Raw genomic sequence first — 19,901 nt, forward strand, 5'->3', positions numbered from 1 at the left:
ATGAAGACCGCACCTGCCGCGGCGGTCGCGGCCGCGCCGAGCCCGGCGGGAACGGCGGGAAGAGCGGGCGCGGCGCCGTCCGGCCGCAAGGGCGGCATCCGCCGCCACTGGCGGCTGTACGCGGCGATCTCACCGTTCTATCTGCTGTTCCTCTGCTTCGGCCTGATCCCGGCCGGCTTCTCCCTCTTCCTCGCCTTCCAGCGCTGGGACGGTCTGGGGGACATGGAGTACGCGGGGCTGTCGCAGTTCCGCTATCTGCTCGCCGACACCCAGTTCTGGGACGCGGTGCTCAACACGCTGGAGATCTGGGCCATGGGCACCCTGCCCATGCTGTTCATCGCCCTGGTCAGCGCCGTGATGCTGAACTCCGCGGTGCGCTTCAAGGGGGTGTACCGCTTCGTCTACTTCGTGCCGTCCGTCACCTCGGTCGTCGCCGTCGCCGTCATCTTCGGCTCCATCTTCTCCACCAGCTTCGGCCTGATGAACGCCGTGCTGAAGACCGTCGGCATCAGCGAGGTGGCCTGGCTGAACGAGCCCTGGGGCATCAAGGTGGCCGTCGCCGCGCTGATGACGTGGCAGTGGACCGGGTACAACGCGATCATCTTCCTGGCCGGTCTGCAGACCATCCCGACCGAACTCTACGAGGCCGCGAGGGTCGACGGGGCCGGGCCGGTCCGGACCTTCTTCTCGGTCACCATGCCGATGATGCGCCCGGTCATCCTCTTCACCGTGGTGGTCTCCACGATCACCGGCCTGCAGTCGTTCTCCGAGTCCCAGGTGCTGCTCGGCCGCAACGACGGCCTGTCGACCTTCGCGGGCGGGCCCGAACACGCCGGCCAGACGGTGGTCCTCTACTTCTTCCAGCAGACCTTCGACAACAACGACTTCGGCTACGGAGCGGCCATCGCCTGGGCGATCTTCATGATCGTGGTGGTCTTCTCGCTCATCAACTGGCGCCTGGTCAACCGCCGGGAAAAGGACTAGGAGGCCGTCATGAGCAGGACCAAAGGGGCCATGGCCCGCGGTGTCTCGCTGCACACCGCGCTGATCGCGGGGGTGCTGCTGTCCATCTTCCCGTTCTACCTGGCCGTCGTGATGGCCACCCGGACCTCCAGCGAGATCTTCTCGTACCCGCCGAAGCTCTGGCCCGGGTCGCACTTCCGGGAGAACGTCGGCCACCTCTTCGACACCATCGACTTCTTCGGGTCGATGCTGAACTCGCTGATCGTCGCGGGCACCGTCACCGTGCTCGTGCTCTTCTTCGACTCGCTCGCGGCGTTCGTCTTCGCCAAGTACGACTTCCCGGGCCGCAAGCTGCTGTTCGGGCTGATGATGGGCATCTTCATGCTGCCCGCGCAGCTCTCCGCCATCCCGCAGTTCGTGATCATGGCGAAGCTGGGCTGGATCGGCTCGCTCACCGCGCTGATCGTCCCGGCGGCGGCCAACGCGTTCGGCATCTTCTGGATGCGCCAGTACATGACGGGCGCCATCCACGACGAGCTGATGGACGCCTCACGGCTCGACGGCTGCAGCTTCCTGCGCCAGTACTGGCATGTGGCGCTGCCCGTGGTCCGGCCGGGCCTGGCGTTCCTCGGCATCTTCACCTTCATGGGCCAGTGGAACGACTACGCCTGGCCGCTGATCGCCCTGACCAACCCCGACCATGTCACCCTCCAGGTGGCGCTGTCCCAGCTCAACAGCGTGCACAGCATGACGGACTACGGCATGGTCATGGCCGGTGCCCTGCTGGCCCTGATCCCGCTGCTGATCATGTTCATCTTCGCGGCCCGCCACTTCATCGCCGACCTGGCCAAGGGAGCCATCCGCTGATGCACCACCCGCCCCCGTACGTCCGCCCCTGGGAGACGCCCGAGCTCACGTCCTGGCGCCGGCTGCCGCTGCACGCGGTGGTGCGCGGCACCACGGACACCGGCCGGACGGCGCTCGACGGCGACTGGCGGTTCCAGCTGCTGGCGTCGCCCGACGAGCCCCTCGCCGAGCGGTGGGGAACCGCCCGGGTGCCCGGCTGCTGGACCGTGCAGGGCACCGACGACCTCCCGCACTACACGAATGTCACGATGCCGTGGCCGGAGTTCCCCCCGGCCTCCCCGGCGAAGAACCCGACGGGCGTGTACGAGCGCGAGATCGACATCCCCGCGGAATGGGCGGGCAAGCGGATCGTGCTCCACGTCGGGGCCTTCGAGAGCGTGCTGCTGGCCGAGGCCGGCGGCCGCCCCGTGGGCATGGGCAAGGACTCCCACCTGGCCAGTGAGTTCGACATCACCGACGCCGTGCGGCCGGGCGAGCGCACGACCGTACGGCTCACGGTGGTCAAGTGGTCCGACGCCTCGCACATCGAGGACCAGGACCAGTGGTGGCACGGCGGGATCACACGATCCGTGTACCTCTATGCCATCGACCCGCTGCACCTGGCCGATGTGCGGATCACCGCACCGGCGGACGGGCGGCTGCGGGCCGAGGTGCTGATCCGCTCGGCACACGGCGCCCTCCCCCCGGGTGGTATGTCACCGGGTCGCTGGAGGGCGTCGGCGAACTGCGGTTCGACGCGGAGTACGCCGCGTGGTGCGCCGCCGAGGAGCGGGTGTCGGACTTCCTCGGCGAGGCCCGGCTGCACACCACCGTGCCGGAGGTGCGGACCTGGTCCGCGGAGACCCCGCACCTCTACGACTGCGTGATCCGGCTGCACCGCGCGGACGGTTCGGTCGCGGACACCTCGTACCACCGCGTCGGCTTCCGCGATGTCGCGGTGCGCGGGCGGGACCTGCTGGTCAACGGCGAGCGGGTGTTCATCCGCGGGGTCAACCGCCATGACTTCCATCCGCTGACCGGCCGCGTGGTGTCGTACGACGACATGCGCGCCGACCTCGTCACCATGAAGCGCTTCGGCTTCAACGCCGTGCGCACCTCCCACTACCCCAACGACCCGGCCTTCCTCGGTCTCTGTGACGAGCTGGGCCTGTACGTCGTCGACGAGGCGAACATCGAGGCGCATGACCACGCCCACGAGATCGCCGACGACCCGCGCTACCTCGCCGCGTTCACCGACCGCGTCTCGCGGATGGTGCTGCGCGACAAGAACCATCCGTCGGTCATCGTGTGGTCGCTGGGCAACGAGTCCGACTACGGCGCCAACCACGACGCCGCGGCCGGGTGGGTGCGCCGCCACGACCCGAGCCGCCCCGTGCAGTACGAGGGGGCGCTGAACCGCGGCTGGACCCGTCCGGACACCGTCACCGACATCATCTGCCCGATGTACGCCTCCATCGACGAGATCACCGCACACGCGCGCTCCGGCGAGCAGACCAGGCCGCTCATCCTCTGCGAGTACTCGCACGCCATGGGCAACAGCAACGGCAGCCTCGCCGACTACTGGGCGGCCATCGAGGCCACGCCCGGTCTCCAGGGCGGATTCATCTGGGAGTTCTGGGACCACGGCATCCTCCAGCGGCTCTCCGACGGCCGCCCGGCGGGGCTCGCGGGCGTGGGCGGGTACGGCGGCGGGGTCGCCGGACCGGGGACGCGCTGGGCGTACGGCGGCGACTTCGGTGACACGCCGAACGACGGCGCGTTCATCGCGGACGGCGTCGTCTTCCCGGACCGCACACCCAAGCCCGTCCTGTACGAGCACCGGGAGATCGCCGCGCCGGTGCGGCTGACCCACGACGAGGAGGGGGTGCGCGTCCACAACCGCCAGCACTTCCGCGATCTGTCGTGGCTGGCGGCCGAGTGGGTGCTGTCCCTCGACGGGCACGGCGCCGACCACCCGCCGGTCCCGGCGGAGCTGCCGCACCTCCCGCCGGGTGCGAGCGCCCCGGTCGAGCTGCCGCCGGACCTGCTCGCCGGGCTGCCGTCCGCCCCGGGCGAGGCATGGCTGACGCTGCGGGTCCGTACGGCGGAGGAGGAGGCGTGGGCGCCGGCCGGTACGGAAGTGTGCACGCCACGGGTGCGGCTGCGGGAGCGGACCGCGTCCACCGCGCCGGTCGACAACCACGGCCTGCCGCCGGTGGAGGTCGACGAGGACGGGCTGCTGGCGCATCCGGCGCTGTCCGCGCCGCCGGTGCTCTCGCTGTGGCGGGCGCCGACGGACAACGACGAGCTGGGCGGGCTCGGCGAGCGGTGGCGGGCCTGGGGTCTCGATGCCCCGCGCCGACGACTGGTGTCCGTCGAACGGGACGCCGCCGGAGCGGTCACCGTCCTCGCGGAGTACGACACCACCGCTGGTCCGGTGCGCCACCGGCAGGTGCTGCGACCGGTGCCGGACGGGATCCACGCCGGGAGCGGCGCCGGGATCCACGCCGGGAGCGGCGCCGGGACCCGCGCCGGGAGCCGCGCCGGGATCCACGTGGAGGAGACGGCCGAGCTGCCCGCCGGGCTCACCGATGTGCCCCGCGTGGGCACGGTCTTCGAGACGGCCGCCCGGCACGACCGCCTCGCCTGGTACGGGCCGGGCCCCTGGGAGACCTACCCCGACCGGTGCGCGGGCGGGGCCGTCGGCCACCACCAGGCCGCCGTGGACGAGCTGTTCACGCCGTATCTGCGCCCGCAGGAGAGCGGCGGGCGGCACGCGGTGCGCCACTTCACGCTCGACGACCGATGGCGCGTCGCCCTCGACGCGCCGCGCCAGATCTCCGTCACCCGCCACCGCGCCGCCGACCTGGCCGCCGCAGCGCACCACGACGAACTGGTCCCGCGCGACATCTGCGTGGTGCACATCGACGCCGCGCACCGCGGTGTCGGCACCGCCTCGTGCGGCCCCGACACCCTTGCCCGCTACCGCGTCGGCCCCGGCACGTACCGCTGGTCCTGGACGCTGTCCGCCCTCTAGGAAACGGGAGCTCACCCCACCATGGCCATGCAACCCTGGTTCCCCGACGCCAAGTTCGGCATCTTCATCCACTGGGGCATCTACGCCGTCGACGGCGTCCAGGAGTCCTGGTCGTTCTTCGAGGGCGACATCCCCCACGACCAGTACATGGCGCAGCGACACGGCTTCACCGCCCGCCACTACGCCCCGGAGGACTGGGCGGACCTCTTCGCCCGGGCCGGCGCCCGGTACGCCGTGCTCACCTCACGCCACCACGACGGCGTCTCCCTGTGGGACACCGCAGAGGGCGACCTCGACGTGGTGCGGCACACCCCCGCCGGACGCGATCTGGTCGGCCCGTACGCGGCGGCGATGCGGGAACGTGGCATCAAGGTCGGCCTCTACTACGCCCACAACGACTGGAACCACCCCGACTACGCCTCCACCCGCTACGAGGGCCGTCCGCCAGAGCAGGAGAACAACCCCTACGCCGAGGCGCCGAAGGAAGAGGAGGATCTGGCGGCGTGGGCCCGCTACCTCGCCTACCGCGACGGCCAGGTGCGGGAGCTGACCACCCGGTTCCGTCCCGACCTGCTGTGGTTCGACGGCGAGTGGGAGCGCACCGAGGAGCAGTGGCGGATCAAGGACCTGGCCCGGCTGATCCGCTCCGAGGTGCCGCGGTGTGTGCTCAACGCGCGCATGCTCAGCGAGGGCGACTACGCCACCCCCGAGCAGGGCGTGCCGATCGAACCGCCCGCCGGTCCCTGGGAGTTGTGCCTGACCTTCAACGACTCATGGGGCTACCGCCACCACGACCACAACTACAAGTCGACCGGCCAGCTCATCCGGTACTTCACGGAGACCATCGGCGGCGGCGGAAACCTGCTGCTGTCCGTGGGCCCCAAGGAGGACGGCACCATCCCGGCCGAGCAGGTCGAACGCCTCGAGGGCATGGGCGCGTGGATCGCCCGCCACGCCGAGGCCGTCTACGGCACGGTCCGCGGCCTGCCCGCCGGCCACCACTACGGCCCCAGCACGCTCTCCGCCGACCGGCGCACGCTCTACCTCACCGTGTTCGACATCCCCCGCGGCCCCATCGGCGTGCGCGGCCTGCGCACCCCGGTGCGGCGGGTCAGCGTTCTCGGCACCGGCACCGAGCTGGGCCACCAGGTCATCGGCGGCCTGCACGAGGTCCCCGGCGTGCTGTGGATCGACCGGCCCGCCACCGCGGACCTGGACGAACACGCGACGGTCCTCGCCGTCGAGCTGGACGGGGAACTGGACCTGTACCGGGGCGCGGGCCGCTTCTGAGCCCAGGGGCTCAAGGGCTCAAGGGCTCAGCGTGAGGTGGCGCCGATGAAGTCGAGCAGGTCCTGGTTGATGTCATCGGCGTGGGTGATGAAGAGGCCGTGTCCGGCTCGGGGCGCGGGAGGGTGAGGAACGCCGACATCAGAGCGCTCGCGAGGTACAGCACGGCGAAGGCCCACATCACGCCCTGGACACCGAGCGGGCCGAGGAAGAGGCCGACCACGGCGGGGCCGAGAAAGGTGCTGGCACCGGCGCCGAGGTTGAGCGCGGACATGGCCTGGCCCTTGTGGCGGGGCGCGAGCGAGGGCATCAGGGCGGACAGCGGCACATAGCCGGCGAGCGTGGCGCCGAAGAGGCTGACCAGGAGCATGGCGAGCGGATAGTTGTGGCCCGCGGCAGCGCGATCAGACCGCCGGCCACGACCAGGGCCAGCGAACTCCACAGCGTGGAGTAGGCGCCGATCCACGGGATGGTGAGGCTGGCGAAGAGGGAGCCGAGCGTGGGCAGTCCACCGGTGAAGGCGAACCAGAACCAGCCGACCGCCGAGCCGAGCCGGTGCTCGGGGGTCACCGCGGTCACCCAGAGGTCGGACAGCGCTCCGGAGAACCAGGCGGCGATGCTCGCCGTCACGCCGTAGACGGTGAACAGCAGCGCCACCTGGTCCTTGGCGACCCCTTCGTCGATGAGGTAGGGCGAGAGGTACCCGGACTCCACACCGTCACCGATCATGAAGAGCAGTACGCCCACAAACCCCCAGACGAGCACTTTGGGAATGCCGAGGCGTTCCAGGAAATGGCGCGGCTGGATTTCGTTTTCCGGAGTGGATGCGTTTGGGGGGACGGTCACGGCGAACCACCTTCTCGGCGATCTCGGGGAGCGGAGTTCCGTAAGGCGTCACGATGAAAAGTCCAAACCGGAAGGCGGTCAATCCGTCGGTGGGAAGACCTCGCGGGTCCGGCTGGTCGCCGTGTGAAGTCGGCAGGCCCTGTTTTCGGCCATGCGATGGGAGGAGGGCTGTCTCACCAGGTCACAGGGGTGAACGGGGCCCGTGGCCGACCCCGCTCTCGGGTGAAATTGACGTGATGTTCACGTGACATCACCGAGGGACGATGCGCACATTGACGCCGCGCTCACGCAGCCCGCGCACCTCCCCGGCCGGTGCCGCGTCGTCCACCACGAGCAGGTCGAAGTCGGTGAGCGGAGCCAGGGCGTACAGGCCCTGGTTGGCGAACTTCGTATGGTCGACGAGGAGTACGCGGCGTGCCGCGGCGGCCATCATCGCCTGCTTGACCTGCACCGTCTCGGGTGACATGTGGTAGCAGCGGCCCGCGGTGACGGCGGTGGTGGACATGAACAGCACATCGGCGCGGAAGGCGGACATGCTCTGCGCGGTGTGCGGTCCCATGAACGCGTCGTACGCCGGGAAGTAGGTGCCGCCGAGCGCCACCAGCGCCGCCCCGGGCTCCTTGGCCAGAGCCGTGATGGCGGGCAGCGAGTTGGTGATCACCGTGATCGGTGTGTGGTGGGGCAGGTGCTGGGTCAGGCCCAGACAGGTGGTGGAGTCGTCGATCACCACGATCTGGCCGGGAGCCAGTTCCTCGGCCGCCGCCCGCGCCAGCCGCTGTTTGGTCTGCCTCATCGTCGTCATGCGCTCGCCGACACTGCCGTGGAACTGCGTGGACGGCAGACAGCTCGCGCCGCCGCGCACCTTGCGCAGCCAGCCCTGCGCCTGGAGGGCGTCCAGGTCGCGGTGGATGGTCATCACACTGACGGCGAACTCGGCCGCCAGGTCCGAGGTGCGGACGAAGCCCTTGGTCGTGACCAGTTCACGCAGCCGGCGCCGCCGCTCCTCCTGCCCATCCGTCCGGGTCATGGCCTGCGGCTCCTTATCCCTTCCGCACCACCCCGGCGGACCGGTGTGAGACGACCTGATGTGAAACTCACGCGAAGGTAACACGCGGGCGGACCGTCGCCTCCCCCGTGTGCAGGGCCGGTGGCCCAGGACATCGCACGGTGCCGTGGGCCGGCCGCGGGATAATCCCGCGCCCCGATTGACGTGGCTTCCCGGCGGCGATTCTCTGGGTTTGTCGGCACAGAATTCCGCCGACGGCATCGGTTCCCCGGAGCGGTGGCGATTCACTGGTACGCCGCTGCTCCAGCCGTGATGAAGGGGCAGGTATTTCGGTCATGACGGTTCTCACTGTCGACGTCGGCACGTCGGTCATCAAGTCCGTCGTGTTCGACGCCGGGGGAAGGGAAGTGGCGGTCTCCCGCATCGGTACGGAGGTGCTGCGGCCTCACCCCGGGTGGGCCGAGCAGGACATGGACGCGGTGTGGCGCGGGGTCATCTCCACCGTGCGCGGCGCTCTGGCCCAGCTGGGGCCCGGGCATGACGCGGTGCGGCTGATCGCGTTCACGGCCCAGGGGGACGGCTGCTGGCTGGTCGACGGCGACGGCCGCCCCACCGGACCGGCGATCCTGTGGTCCGACGGGCGCGCCGGTGAGCTGCTCGCGCGCTGGCAGGCCGATGGCGTCCTGACGGAGGCGTACCGCCGCAACGGCTCCCTGACCTGCGCGGGTATGCCCAACGCGGTGCTCACCTGGCTCGCCGGGCACGACCCGGCGCGCCTGGAGCGCTCGCACACCGCGCTGACCGCGGCGGGCTGGCTGTTCCTGAGGCTCACCGGCGTCACGGCGATCGACGCCTCCGACGCGTCGGCCCCCTTCCTCGACCACGCCACGGGCGCGTACGACCCCGCGATCGTGGACCTGTTCGGCCTGGCGTGGGCCCGCCGGCTGCTGCCGCGCGTCCTCGGACACGACGAGTGCGTCGCCGAGCTCACCCACCACGCGGCAGCCGAACTGGGCCTCCCCACCGGCCTTCCCGTCGTGATGGCGCCCTACGACATCGCCGCCACCGCCCGCGGCGGCGGGGTCGTCGATCCCGGACAGGCGTGCGCCATCCTCGGCACCACCCTGTGCACCGAGGTGGTGCGCCGGAGCGTGGACACCTCGGGCGAGCCGTGCGGCATCACCATCGCCTTCGGCCGCCACGACCGCCTGCTGCGCGCCCTTCCCACCCTCTCGGGCACCGAGGTGCTGGACTGGGCGTGCCGGACGCTGGCAGTCGAGAGCCCCGCCGCGCTCGGTGACCTCGCGGCCACGTCCGAACCCGGCGCCGCCGGGCTGGGCTTCCTCCCCTACCTCTCACCCGCCGGGGAGCGCGCGCCGTTCCTCGACGGGCGGGCCCGCGGCACCTTCTGGGGCCTGTCACTGGACCACACCCGCGCCGACCTGGCCCGTGCGGTCTTCGAGGGCCTGTCCCTCGTCGTACGGGACTGCCTGCGAGCCTCCGGAACCGAGGTGCACGAGCTGCGGCTGTGCGGCGGAGGCGCGGGCAGCGACCGCTGGTGTCAGCTCATCGCCGACGCCACCGGCGTCCCGACGGCGCGCGGCACCGACACCGAGCTGGGCGCGAAGGGTGCCTTCCTCACCGGTCTGGTGCTCACCGGCGCCGAGCGGAGCATGGAGGAGGCCGCTGCCAAGTGCGTCCGTATGGGCTCCAGTTGGGCACCGGACCCGGACCGGGCCGCGCTCTACGACGAGCTGTCCGCGGCACACCTGGCCTGGCGGGACACGGCCCGGTCCCTGGGCTGGTCGCCGTCCCGGGGACCGGGCTCTTCGCCGACCCGGGCACCGGGCTCGTCGCCGTCCCGGGGGCCGGGCCGGCCACCCACCGACACCCCCGCTCAGCGCTCCCACGACCCCCGTCCGGAAACCTCGCATGTCTGACGCTCTCTCCCCCGACGCCGTCCATCTCGGCCTGGATCTCGGTACGCAAAGCGTGCGCGCGGTCGCCGTGGACGGCACCGGGAAGCTGCTCGCCGCGGCCTCCCGCCCCCTGACCAGCCACCGCGACGGCGTACGGCACGAACAGGACCCCGAGCAGTGGTGGTCCGCCGCCGGTGCCGCCTGCCGCGAGGCCCTGAGCGGCATCGACGACGGGCGGGTGCGGGGTGTGGCGGTGGACGCCACCTCCGGGACCATCCTCCTCGCCGACCCGTCCGGAACGCCCCTCACCCCGGCCCTGATGTACGACGACGGGCGCGCCGCGGGCCACGCCGACCGCGTCAACACCGTCGGCGCGGAGGTGTGGGAGAGGCTCGGCTACCGCACCATGCAGCCGTCCTGGGCCCTGCCCAAACTCCTGTGGCTGCTCCAGCACACCGATGTCCCGCCGGGGGCCCGGCTGCTGCACCAGGCCGACCTGATCACCTGGCGGCTGGCCGGACAGCAGACCCCCGGCGACGCCAGCCACGCCCTGAAGACCGGCTACGACCTGCTCGCCGACCGCTGGCCCGCCGAGGAGCTGGCCGCCCTCGGCGTCCCCGATGGCCTGCTGCCGGAGGTCGTACGGCCCGGCACGGTGATCGGCACGGTCTGCGCGCGGGCCGCCGCCGCCACCGGAATCCCCGTCGGCACCCCCGTCGTCGCCGGAATGACCGACGGCTGCGCGGCCCAGATCGGGGCGGGCGCGCTCGGCCCGGGCGCCTGGAACTCGGTGCTGGGCACCACCCTGGTCCTCAAGGGCGCCAGTCCCCGTCCGGTGAACGATCCCGCCGGGGTGGTCTACTGCCACCGCGGGCCCGGCGGCAGCTGGCTGCCCGGCGGTGCCTCCAGCAGTGGCGCGGGCGTGCTGACCCGCCGCTTCCCCGGCGCCGGCCTCGACGCCCTCACCGAAGCGGCCGCCGCGACCGGTTCCACCGCGGTCGTCTACCCGCTCGTCGGCGAGCGGGGCGAACGCTTCCCGTTCCGCGCGCCCGACGCGCACCCCTTCGTCCTGGGCGAACCCTCCGGCGCCGCCGAGGAGTTCCATGCCTGTCTGCTCGGCGTGGCCTGTGTGGAGCGGCTCTGCCTCGACCACCTGGATCACATCGGCGCTCCCGTGGACGGCCCGCTGAGCCTGACCGGCGGCGGCGCCCGCAACCGCTACTGGTCGCAGCTGCGCGCCGACCTCCTCGGCCGGAGCGTGACCCTGCCCGAGCAGGCCGAGAGCGCCGTCGGCATGGCGGTGCTCGCCGCCACCGCCTCGGGCGTCACGCTGGAGCGGGCCGCCGCCTCCATGGTGCGCGACGGAGTCGAGCTGCACCCCGATTCCGCCCGCACCGCACGGCTGCTGCCCGTCTACCTCGGCTTCGTGGACGAACTGGTCCGCCGGGGCTGGCTGGAGCCGGAGGTGGCCGCTCACGCCCACAGAAAGGCCGACCTGTGACCGACTTCGTCCTCGTACGGCACGGGGAGACCGTGTGGCACGCGGAGAACCGCTACGCCGGCCGCACCGACGTGCCACTGACCGAACACGGGCACAAGCAGGCCGCCGAGCTCGGCGCCTGGGCCGCGGGCCGGCGGCTGGACGCGGTGCTCAGCTCACCGCTGTCCCGCGCCCGGCTCACCGCCGGGCCCGCCGCCGCCGCGCTCGGCCTCACTCCGCGCGTCGACGAGCGGCTGTACGAGGTGGACTTCGGGCGCGGCGAGGGGCTGACCCGGGCGGAGATGCGGGAGCGGTTCCCGGCGGAGCTGGGCGCGTTCCTGGCCGATCCGGTCGCCCACCACCTGCCAGGCGGTGAGGACCCGGCGGCGGCCGCCGGCCGCGCGATCGCCTGTCTGACGGACATCGCCCATGAGGTGCCCGAGGGACGGGTCCTGGTCGTCGCCCACTCCACCCTCGTCCGCCTGGTCCTGTGCCAGTTGCTCGGCATTCCGCTCGCCCGCTACCGCCAGGTGTTTCCCCGGCTGGAGAACGGCGCCCTGACCGAACTGCGCCTGCGGGACGGCCGGGCATCGCTTCTGCGGCTCAACGCCCCGGCCCTGACCACCGACTGACCTCTTCCTCCGGAGTGCCACCGTGCCCACCACCGTCCTCGCCGCCGGCGACCACTTCGTACTGCCCCGACTGCTCACCGAGGAGCTGCGGAACGCCGTTCCCGAGCACGGCGCGCTCGACATCCGCGAGCTGCGGCTGCCCTGGCCGCACACACCGTTCGGCAAGGTCGCCGAGGTCGACGAGGCGTCCGGCACCGAAGAGGAGCTCATCGAGGCGCTGCGCGGGAGCCGGATCTGTGTGACCCAGATGGCCCCGCTCACCGAACGCGTCCTGCGGGCCTGCCCCGAACTCGAGCTGTTCTGCGTCAGCCGCGGCGGCCCGGTCAACGCCAACCTGGAAGCGGCCACCCGCCACGGTGTGGCCGTGTGCTACGCGCCCGGCCGCAACGCCGTGGCCACCGCCGAACACACCCTCGCCCTCATCCTGGCCGCCGCCCGCGGTGTCGGCGATGTCCACACCGACCTCAAGCGGGGCACCTGGCGGGGCGACACCTACGACTACGACAACTGCGGCATCGAGATCGACGGCTCGACCATCGGCCTGGTGGGCTTCGGCGCCATCGGCTCCCGTGTCGCACGGGCCCTGGCCGCCATGGGTGCCACCGTCCTCGTCCACGACCCCTATGTGCGGCCCGACGCGGTGGCGGGCGTGGCCCGGCTGGTCTCCCTGGAGGAACTGCTCACCCGCTCCCGGATCGTCTCCCTCCACGCCCGGGTGACGGACGAGACCCGCGGAATGATCGGCCACGACCGGATCGCGTCCATGCCACGCGGAGCGGTGCTGGTCAACTGCGCGCGGGGCGCGCTGGTCGACTACGACGCGGTGTGCGACGCCCTGGACGCAGGGCACCTGGGCGGCGCGGGATTCGACGTCTACCCCACCGAACCCGTCCCGGCCGAATCCCGGCTGCTGACCACACCCGGCATCATGCTGACCCCCCACATCGCCGGTGCCAGCCGCGAGGTCGCCCACAAGGCCGCCCGGATCGTGGCGGCGGAAGTGGCCCGCTTTCTGCGCGGCGAACCGCTCGCCCACTGCGCCAACGCCCTCGCACCGGTGACGCCACTCTGCCGATCAGGGCCCGCGATGGCCGGGCCCGGCTCGGCTCGCCCCTGAACGGCGTCCCTCACCTGGGTAAACTGTTGCTGCCCCGATACGCCCCGATCAGCAGCAGGAGGCCGGATGCCGCCGCAGGACACCTCCGCGACCGGGGCACCGCGGGAAGGGCAGGGGCGGGATGTGCCACCCGCCCGTCAGGCGCTCTCGGACAGCGTCTACGAGAACATCAAGGCCATGGTCATGGACCATGAGATCACCCCCGGCGCGCGCGTCAGCATCGAGGCCCTGTCCCGCTCCCTCAGTGTCTCCCCGACCCCCATCCGGGAGGCGCTGGCCAGGCTGGAGGCGGACGGACTGGTGGTGAAGAGGCCGCTGTCGGGGTACCGCACCACCGAGCTGCTGACCCGGCAGGGGCTCGAGGAGCTCTTCGAGATGCGGCAGCTGCTGGAGCCGAGGGCGGCCGCGCTCGCCGCGGTCAACGCCGGTGAGGACCAGCTCGACGCCATCGAGCGGATCGCGGAGGAAATGCACACCCACCCGGGGACGGCCGCCGGGCGCTATGCGGCGTACCGCGGCTTCGCCGCCCTCGACCAGCGCCTCCACGACGCGATCGCCCAGGCATCCGGGCGGCCGCTGCTCGCGGACGCGGTGGAGCGGCTCCACTCCCATCTGCACATCTTCCGGCTGAGCAGCCAACTCGGCGCCGATGACCCGACCCTCGCGGAGCACCAGCGCGTGGTGCACGCGATATTGCGCCGCAATGCCGACCGCGCGGCCGAAGCGATGGCGGAGCACCTCGCCCGCAGCCTCGGGCGTCAGCTCAGCCGGGACGAGGAGTCCTGACCCGCGCCATGTGGGTCAGTGCCCCGCGCCACATGCGTCCTGACCCGCGCCACATGCGTCCTGACCCGCGCCACGTGCGTTACGCCTCCACCGCCCGCGGTCGCACGGCCGAGGTCGCGCGGTCGTGGATGATGCGGATGATCCGGCCGCTCATCCGCTCGTAGTCGCGGTCGTTGTCCACCTCGCCGCGGATCCGGTGGTCGGCCATCACCACCACCCGGTCCGCGAGCGTGATCATCTCCGCGAGATCGCTGCTGATCAGCAGAATGGGCAGCCCATCGCGGGCCAGCTCCCAGATGAGTTCGTGGAAGGCGTGCTTGGTGCGCACATCGACACCCACGGTCGGCTCGTCCACGATGAGCAGCCGGGTGTCGGCCGCCAGCCACTTCGCCAGGCTCACTTTCTGCTGGTTGCCACCGGACAGCTCACCGGCGTTCTGTCCGAGCCCGGCGATGCGGATGCCGAGACGTTCGACGAGGTCGTGCGCCACGTCCCGCTCCTCGCGCGGGGAGACGAACCCGAGCGCCTTCGCCAGCCTCTTCCACACCGTCACCGTGATGTTCCGGGCGATGGGCTGCTCCAGGAAGACCCCTTCCTCCTTGCGGTTCTCGGTGAGATAGCCGATGCCGAAGCGGTGCAGCGCCTGCCGGGGAGAGGCGATGCGCACCGGCTCGCCGTGCACCCGGATCTCGCCGCCGGTGACGCGGTCGAGGCCGAGCACGGCCTTGACCAGCTCGCTGCGCCCCGCGCCGACCAGTCCGTACAGCCCGACGATCTCGCCGGGCCGGACATCCAGGCTGATGTCCCGGTGCCCGGCGGCGGTGGACACTCCGTCGAACGAGAGCACCGGTGGGGCGGAGGCGTCCACTTCCCGAGGACGCATCTCGGTCGCCGCGTGGGCACGGCCCACCATGAGACCGACCACGTCGTCCTGCGTGTGCTCGGCGAGCGGCGAGGACTCGAGCACGGAGGCGCCGTCGCGCAGCACGGTGACGGTGTCGCAGATGGCGAATACCTCCTCCAGCTTGTGGCTGACGAAGACGACACACGTCCCCCGGGCCTTCAGCCGCCGCACGACCTCGAACAGGCGCTCCGCCTCCTGCGGGGAGAGGGAAGCGGTCGGCTCGTCGAGGAGCAGCACCCGGCTCTCGGTGTACAGGGCCTTGGCGATCTCCACCAACTGCTGCTGCGCCACGGACAGTTCACGGACCGGCCGGTCCGGGTCGAGGTCCAGCCCCAGCTCTCCGAGGCACCGCAGAGCGGGGTCGGTCATGGCCGCGCGGTCGATGAGACCCCGGTGCGAGGGAGGGCTCTGCAGCGTGATGTTCTCGGCCACCGAGAAGCCGGGAATCAGATTGCGCTCCTGGTGCACCACGCCGATGCCGGTGCGGGTGGCCTCCAAGGGCGAGCGCAGACGCACCTCGCGGCCGCACCAGACGAGACGGCCGCTGTCGGGAGTGTGCACCCCGGTCAGGACCTTGATGAGGGTGGACTTTCCCGCGCCGTTCTCGCCGAGCAGCGCGTGGACGGACCCGGCGGTGAGGCGCAGTCCGACGCCGTCCAGGGCCCGTACGCCGGGAAACACCTTGCCGATGGCCTGGCATTCGAGAAGGACGTCGCTCATCCGGAACCCCCTGTGTGCGGCAGAACGGCGGCGGGCCGCGCATGACTTCGCGGTGGTGCGGGCGGCGCGCTCCCGCGCGAACCACCCCTCTTGTCCAAATGGCTCTGGTGGATACGGCCGCCCACCACCGTGCCGAGCACGACCACGCCGATGAGGAAGTTCACCCAGCTCGGATCGAGCGAGAACTGGGCGCGTGCGGCGTCGATGAGCCGCATCACAAAAGCCGCCAGCACCGTACCGAGCACCGCGACCGAACCTCCGGTGAGCGCGACGCCGCCGATGATGGGAGCCGCGAAGCTGGGCAGCAGCCAGTCGCCGCCGACACTGCGGTTGACTCCGGGCAGTGACGCCGTGGCGGTCAGGGCGGCCACGCCGATCAGGAGGCCCGACAGGGTGTGGGCGAGCACGATCTGCCGGTCGGTGGAGATGCCCGACAGCCTGGCCGCCAGCGGATTGCCACCTGCCGCGAGCAGCCGCCGACCGGCGGTGGCGCGGTACAGGAAGGCGGCGAGCAGGGCCGCGGCGGCCAGCGCGGTGACGAACACCAACGGCACGTTCAGCGGGGCCGCGCGGCCGAAGTCCCTCAGGGCGGCGGAGTATCCGTCGACGGTGCGCGTACCGGTCAGCCCGTACTGCGCCCCCTGGAGGATCGTCATCGTCCCGAGGGTGACGATAAAGCCGTTGATCTTCGTCACCACGATGAACAGGCCCGTCACCAGGCCGACGGCCGTGGCCGCCAGTACCCCGGCCACCACCGCGACCCCGGCGGGCACGCCCTGGTCCGCCATGAGGACACCCATCAAGCAGGCGGTGAAGCCACCGAGCGCGCCGACCGCCAGATTGAGCTGTCCGACGCACAGCGCCACCATCTGGGCCAGCCCGATGAGCACGGGGGTGGCCAGGTACCGCAGGAAGGTGCGCACCGACGGACCCTCGAAGAACGAGCCGGAGGAGGCCATGCCCAGGGCGAGGTAGCCGATGAGCACCACGCACAGCAGGGTCATCGTCGTGGAGCGGGAGAAGCGGCGCAGGGCCGCGGCACCCCGATCGCGGATCGTCATCATGTCGAACGCACCACCTTGCGATGGGACACCACGGTGCGCACCCGGTCGGCCGAGAGGGCCAGGAGCAGAACGCAACCGAGGTAGATGTTCAGGCTTTCCAGACCCACACCGAGCAGATCGAGCCCCTTGCGGATGACACCGACCAGGGCCGTGCCCAACAGCGCTCCCACGACGGAGACGACGCCACCGGTGAGCAGGGTGCCACCGAGCACCGAGCCGAGGAACGAGGGCAGCATGAAGTCGTCCCCGATGGAGGCGCGGAACGTTCCGGTGCTGACGGCGGCCATGAATCCGGCGAGCGCGGCGAGCAGCCCCGAGAGCGTGTGCGCCAGGATGACGCGGCGGCCGGTGGGAATGCCGGACAGCTCCGCCGCCGCGGGGTTGGCGCCGGTGAGCAGCAACTCCCGGCCGATCCGGGTGGCGCCGTACAGGAAACCGAGGCCGAGCAGGGCCAGGACGGTGAACTGTGCCAGCTGCGGGATCACCGGGGATCCGCACACGGGCCCGACGCAGATGTCGGCGAGCGAGTACGAGCGCAGTTCCGCGAGCCCCGACGGCTTGGTGGTGAACGCCGCGTTCTCGGTCAGGGCCGAGTAGAGCAGGGAGACGAGTCCCAGCAGCGCGAAGTCCATCGCGAGGGTCACGACGAAGGAGCTCACCCCGGTACGGGTGATGATCCAGCCGGTCAGCGCGCCGATGGCGGCTCCGGCGCACAGACACAGCAGCAGGCCGAGGGGCAGCGGCAGACCCAGCCGGTCGTATCCGAGCCCCGCGAACAGCGCTCCGAAGGCGGCCATCCGTCCGACGGCCAGGTTCATATGCCCCACCGACAGGACGACCATCTGGGCGAGCGCCACCACGGTTAGCGTCGAGATGTCCCGGACCAGCGGGAACAGCACGAGCCGCTCATCGAGGAAGGTCGGCTGCACCACACCGAACAGGGCGCTGAGGCCGACGACGAGCACCAGCAGGCCGAGCCGCTGGTTGACCCAGAACGGCAGCCGGTGCGCGGGGCGCGATGGCGTGGCCCGGGCGGAGCGGGTGTCACTGCCCGGCGGGATGACCGGCGTCGTCATGCCACCCTCCGGTCGTCGATGGCGTCCATGTCCCAGTCGATGCCGATGCCCGGAACGTCGGGCGCCACGGCCATCCCGTCGCGCATCGTCAACTCGCCGCGGGTCACGGCCCGCAACTGCGGGATGTGCTCGACGTACCTGCCGTTGGGCACCGCGGCCACGAGGCTGACATGCAGTTCCATCAGGAAGTGCGGGCACACCATGACGTTGTGGCTCTCCGCGGTGTGGGCGACCTTGAGCCAGGGTGTGATCCCGCCGACCCGGGCGGCGTCGACCTGCACGACGGATGCGGCGCCCGTCTCGAGGTAGGTGCGGAACTGCGGGGGCGCGTAGAGGGACTCGCCGACGGCGACGGGAATCCGTGTCGCCCGCGCCAGCCGGGCATGGCCGCTGATGTCGTCCGCCGGAAGGGGCTCCTCGATCCAGTACGGGTCGTACGGCTCCAGCGCGGCCGCCAGCCGGAGGGCGGAGGACATCGTCTGCGACTGGTTGGCGTCCGTCATGATGTGCAGCGAGGGGCCGACCGCCTCACGCACCGCGCGCAGCCGCTCGGCGTCCTCGGCGGGGTGCGGCCTCCCCACCTTGATCTTGATACCGGCCCACCCGGCCTTCTGGGCCCGCAGCGCCCCCTTCACCAGGTCGTCGGTGGTCAGATGGAGCCAGCCGCCCTCGGTGTCGTAGACCGGAACCTCCTGGCGGTGGCCGCCGGCCAGCCGCCACAGCGGCTCGCCCGCGCGCTTGCAGCGAACGTCCCACAGCGCGGTGTCGACGGCGGCGAGCGCGAGCGAGGTGATGGCTCCGGTGGTGGTCGCGCGGGTCAGGGCGAACAGCCGCTGCCACAGCGCCTCGATGTTGCGCGCGTCCTGCCCGATGAGGGCGGGCAGCAGGTGATCCCGCAGCAGGGCCAGTACGGAGGTGCCGCCGGTGCCGATGGTGTAGGCGTAGCCGGTGCCCGCGCTGCCGTCGGCCGTGGTGAGGTCGACGAGTACGGTCTCCTGCTTGACGAAGGACTGCACCGCGTCGGTGCGGTCGGTCTCCACGGCGATGTCGGCCAGCTTGGCCGTGGCGGTCGTGATGATGCTCATCCGGTGATGTCCGCTTTCTGTGGTGCGGCGACTCTCTGTGGTGCGGCGACTCTCTGTGGTGCGGCGACGGCGGGGATCAGCCGCATGCCAGGACGTCGTCGGCGAACCGCTTCTTCAGCTGGGCGGTCTTCGCCTTCCGCGCACGGTCGTAGGTCGTGAGGTTCTTCTTGGTGACGACGAACGAGCCCGAGTCGACGGACTGGCCGGGGCTGCGCATGGCGCACTGCTTCGTCTGGAGCAGCGCGAGGGCCCACGCCCCGACCTCGGCCTGCCCCACCGGGTTCTGCACGACAGTGGCGGTGACCGTGCCCTGCCTGATCGAGCTCAGGATCTTGGCGTCGTCGTCGATGGCGACGACCTTCGCCCGCGAACCGGAACTCTTGACGGCGTCGGCGGCGGCGACGGCCGGGTTGTAGGCGGTGGAGACGATGCCCTGGATCTGCTTGCCCTTGGCCGTCAGCAGGTCGGACACCGCCTTCTGCGCGGTCTGGAGGTCCTTGTCGATGTCGGTGACGGTCTGCAGCAGCCGCACCTTGCCGCCCGACTCCTTGACTGCCCTGGCCACGCCCTTGATCCGCAGCTGGGTGTTGGCGTCCACGTTGTTGCCCGTCAGATGGACGAGCCTGCCCTTGCCGCCCATGGCGTCGATGGCGGCCCTGGCCGCCTTGTAGGCGGCGAGTTCGACGTCCGTGGAGAGACAGAAGTCGGCCTCGTTCTTCTGCCCCGCCGGGCAGGAGCCGAGCGATGCCACGGCGAGGCCCTGCGACTTCAGGTCGGCGAACGTGGTGTTGATGTCGGTCGGCGAGACCCCGAAGACACCGAAGGCGTTGTAGCCGCGCGCGGCGAGCGTGGACAGCAGATTATTCTGCTTCTGCTGGTCCCACTCCGCCGTCTCGTCGAACCTCACATCCCCGAGCCGGTAGGTCTTCTTGGCCTTGGCGCCGGCGGTCTTCCAGGGCTGGAAGTAGGGGTGGGCGCCGCCGGGGACGAGCGCGACCTTGGTGGCCGATCCGTCCGCGAGCACGGCCGAGCCACCACCCGCCCGCGCGGACGCGGGGGCCTGCCCGCCCGTCGGCTCGCCCGAGTTCTTGAGTGTGCAGGCTGTCGAACCCGTGGCCAGCAACGCCACGGCG

The 19,901-nt window shown here is 71.4% G+C and carries 16 protein-coding genes and 1 pseudogene; 9 read left to right on the forward strand and 8 right to left on the reverse strand.

Going from position 1 to position 19,901, the window contains the following annotated elements:
- From GWI24_RS04200 to GWI24_RS04215, 4 genes and pseudogenes are all read left to right on the forward strand, one after another.
- Positions 1-984: a carbohydrate ABC transporter permease gene (locus GWI24_RS04200; RefSeq protein WP_210944565.1), complete on the forward strand. Its 984-nt coding sequence runs from the start codon at positions 1-3 to the stop codon at positions 982-984.
- 9 nt (positions 985-993) lie between these two features.
- Positions 994-1,830: a carbohydrate ABC transporter permease gene (locus GWI24_RS04205; protein ID WP_210944547.1), complete on the forward strand. Its 837-nt coding sequence runs from the start codon at positions 994-996 to the stop codon at positions 1,828-1,830.
- Positions 1,830-4,846: pseudogene (locus GWI24_RS04210) on the forward strand (glycoside hydrolase family 2 TIM barrel-domain containing protein). The gene GWI24_RS04205 and the pseudogene GWI24_RS04210 overlap by 1 nt, the downstream one beginning before the upstream one ends.
- 21 nt (positions 4,847-4,867) lie before the next feature.
- The gene (locus tag GWI24_RS04215) at positions 4,868-6,136 is read left to right on the forward strand and encodes an alpha-L-fucosidase (RefSeq protein ID WP_210944548.1); all 1,269 of its coding nucleotides are present in this window, start codon (positions 4,868-4,870) and stop codon (positions 6,134-6,136) included.
- A gap of 10 nt (positions 6,137-6,146) precedes the next feature.
- Here the strand turns inward: GWI24_RS04215 and GWI24_RS44870 are convergent, their stop codons facing one another.
- The 3 genes from GWI24_RS44870 to GWI24_RS04225 form a co-directional block, all read right to left on the reverse strand.
- Positions 6,147-6,503, reverse strand: coding sequence for an MFS transporter (locus GWI24_RS44870; protein WP_247615854.1), 357 nt, complete (start codon positions 6,501-6,503; stop codon positions 6,147-6,149).
- A complete protein-coding gene (locus GWI24_RS44875) occupies positions 6,443-6,979 on the reverse strand; it encodes a hypothetical protein (protein ID WP_247615855.1) in 537 nt (178 codons plus the stop codon). Before GWI24_RS44875 ends, GWI24_RS44870 begins: the two co-directional genes overlap by 61 nt.
- A gap of 250 nt (positions 6,980-7,229) precedes the next feature.
- Positions 7,230-8,006: a DeoR/GlpR family DNA-binding transcription regulator gene (locus GWI24_RS04225; protein WP_210944549.1), complete on the reverse strand. Its 777-nt coding sequence runs from the start codon at positions 8,004-8,006 to the stop codon at positions 7,230-7,232.
- Positions 8,007-8,320: 314 nt separating this feature from the next.
- Between GWI24_RS04225 and GWI24_RS04230 the strand changes: the two genes are divergently transcribed.
- The 5 genes from GWI24_RS04230 (at position 8,321) to GWI24_RS04250 (ending at position 13,919) form a co-directional block, all read left to right on the forward strand.
- Positions 8,321-9,925 carry an FGGY-family carbohydrate kinase gene (locus GWI24_RS04230; RefSeq protein WP_210944550.1) on the forward strand — a complete coding sequence of 535 codons (1,605 nt, stop codon included), beginning with the start codon at positions 8,321-8,323 and terminating at the stop codon, positions 9,923-9,925.
- Entirely contained in the window at positions 9,918-11,405 is a 1,488-nt protein-coding gene (locus tag GWI24_RS04235; RefSeq protein WP_210944551.1) for an FGGY-family carbohydrate kinase, read from the forward strand. Before GWI24_RS04230 ends, GWI24_RS04235 begins: the two co-directional genes overlap by 8 nt.
- Positions 11,402-12,016 carry a histidine phosphatase family protein gene (locus tag GWI24_RS04240; protein WP_210944552.1) on the forward strand — a complete coding sequence of 205 codons (615 nt, stop codon included), beginning with the start codon at positions 11,402-11,404 and terminating at the stop codon, positions 12,014-12,016. The genes GWI24_RS04235 and GWI24_RS04240 overlap by 4 nt, the downstream gene beginning before the upstream one ends.
- 22 nt (positions 12,017-12,038) lie before the next feature.
- Positions 12,039-13,133 (forward strand): 2-hydroxyacid dehydrogenase, encoded by a 1,095-nt coding sequence (locus GWI24_RS04245; RefSeq protein WP_210944553.1) that lies wholly within the window; start codon positions 12,039-12,041, stop codon positions 13,131-13,133.
- Between the two features lie 66 nt (positions 13,134-13,199).
- Complete coding sequence (locus GWI24_RS04250; protein WP_210944554.1) at positions 13,200-13,919, forward strand: GntR family transcriptional regulator; 720 nt, start codon at positions 13,200-13,202, stop codon at positions 13,917-13,919.
- A gap of 79 nt (positions 13,920-13,998) precedes the next feature.
- On the opposite strand, the gene GWI24_RS04255 is transcribed toward GWI24_RS04250, so the two are convergent.
- The 5 genes from GWI24_RS04255 to GWI24_RS04275 form a co-directional block, all read right to left on the reverse strand.
- Complete coding sequence (locus GWI24_RS04255) at positions 13,999-15,543, reverse strand: sugar ABC transporter ATP-binding protein (RefSeq protein WP_210944555.1); 1,545 nt, start codon at positions 15,541-15,543, stop codon at positions 13,999-14,001.
- Positions 15,540-16,607 carry an ABC transporter permease gene (locus tag GWI24_RS04260; protein ID WP_210944556.1) on the reverse strand — a complete coding sequence of 356 codons (1,068 nt, stop codon included), beginning with the start codon at positions 16,605-16,607 and terminating at the stop codon, positions 15,540-15,542. Before GWI24_RS04260 ends, GWI24_RS04255 begins: the two co-directional genes overlap by 4 nt.
- The gene (locus tag GWI24_RS04265) at positions 16,604-17,683 is read right to left on the reverse strand and encodes an ABC transporter permease (protein WP_210944557.1); all 1,080 of its coding nucleotides are present in this window, start codon (positions 17,681-17,683) and stop codon (positions 16,604-16,606) included. The genes GWI24_RS04260 and GWI24_RS04265 overlap by 4 nt, the downstream gene beginning before the upstream one ends.
- The gene (locus GWI24_RS04270; protein ID WP_210944558.1) at positions 17,680-18,768 is read right to left on the reverse strand and encodes a mandelate racemase/muconate lactonizing enzyme family protein; all 1,089 of its coding nucleotides are present in this window, start codon (positions 18,766-18,768) and stop codon (positions 17,680-17,682) included. Before GWI24_RS04270 ends, GWI24_RS04265 begins: the two co-directional genes overlap by 4 nt.
- Before the next feature lie 76 nt (positions 18,769-18,844).
- A complete protein-coding gene (locus GWI24_RS04275; RefSeq protein WP_308343447.1) occupies positions 18,845-19,897 on the reverse strand; it encodes a substrate-binding domain-containing protein in 1,053 nt (350 codons plus the stop codon).
- Positions 19,898-19,901: the final 4 nt, after the last annotated feature.

The sequence above is a fragment of the Streptomyces sp. MK37H genome, assembly GCF_018035285.1.
In the GTDB taxonomy this organism is placed as follows: domain Bacteria; phylum Actinomycetota; class Actinomycetes; order Streptomycetales; family Streptomycetaceae; genus Streptomyces; species Streptomyces endocoffeicus.

What these genes read in the sequence shown, in the direction of transcription:
- GWI24_RS04200 (WP_210944565.1), top strand. Translation starts at nt 1, where the DNA reads ATGAAGACCGCACCTGCCGCGGCGGTCGCGGCCGCGCCGAGCCCGGCG.
- GWI24_RS04205 (WP_210944547.1), top strand. Translation starts at nt 994, where the DNA reads ATGAGCAGGACCAAAGGGGCCATGGCCCGCGGTGTCTCGCTGCACACC.
- GWI24_RS04215 (WP_210944548.1), top strand. Translation starts at nt 4,868, where the DNA reads ATGGCCATGCAACCCTGGTTCCCCGACGCCAAGTTCGGCATCTTCATC.
- GWI24_RS44870 (WP_247615854.1), bottom strand. Translation starts at nt 6,503, where the DNA reads ATGCTCCTGGTCAGCCTCTTCGGCGCCACGCTCGCCGGCTATGTGCCG.
- GWI24_RS04225 (WP_210944549.1), bottom strand. Translation starts at nt 8,006, where the DNA reads ATGACCCGGACGGATGGGCAGGAGGAGCGGCGGCGCCGGCTGCGTGAA.
- GWI24_RS04230 (WP_210944550.1), top strand. Translation starts at nt 8,321, where the DNA reads ATGACGGTTCTCACTGTCGACGTCGGCACGTCGGTCATCAAGTCCGTC.
- GWI24_RS04235 (WP_210944551.1), top strand. Translation starts at nt 9,918, where the DNA reads ATGTCTGACGCTCTCTCCCCCGACGCCGTCCATCTCGGCCTGGATCTC.
- GWI24_RS04250 (WP_210944554.1), top strand. Translation starts at nt 13,200, where the DNA reads ATGCCGCCGCAGGACACCTCCGCGACCGGGGCACCGCGGGAAGGGCAG.
- GWI24_RS04255 (WP_210944555.1), bottom strand. Translation starts at nt 15,543, where the DNA reads ATGAGCGACGTCCTTCTCGAATGCCAGGCCATCGGCAAGGTGTTTCCC.
- GWI24_RS04260 (WP_210944556.1), bottom strand. Translation starts at nt 16,607, where the DNA reads ATGATGACGATCCGCGATCGGGGTGCCGCGGCCCTGCGCCGCTTCTCC.
- GWI24_RS04265 (WP_210944557.1), bottom strand. Translation starts at nt 17,683, where the DNA reads ATGACGACGCCGGTCATCCCGCCGGGCAGTGACACCCGCTCCGCCCGG.
- GWI24_RS04270 (WP_210944558.1), bottom strand. Translation starts at nt 18,768, where the DNA reads ATGAGCATCATCACGACCGCCACGGCCAAGCTGGCCGACATCGCCGTG.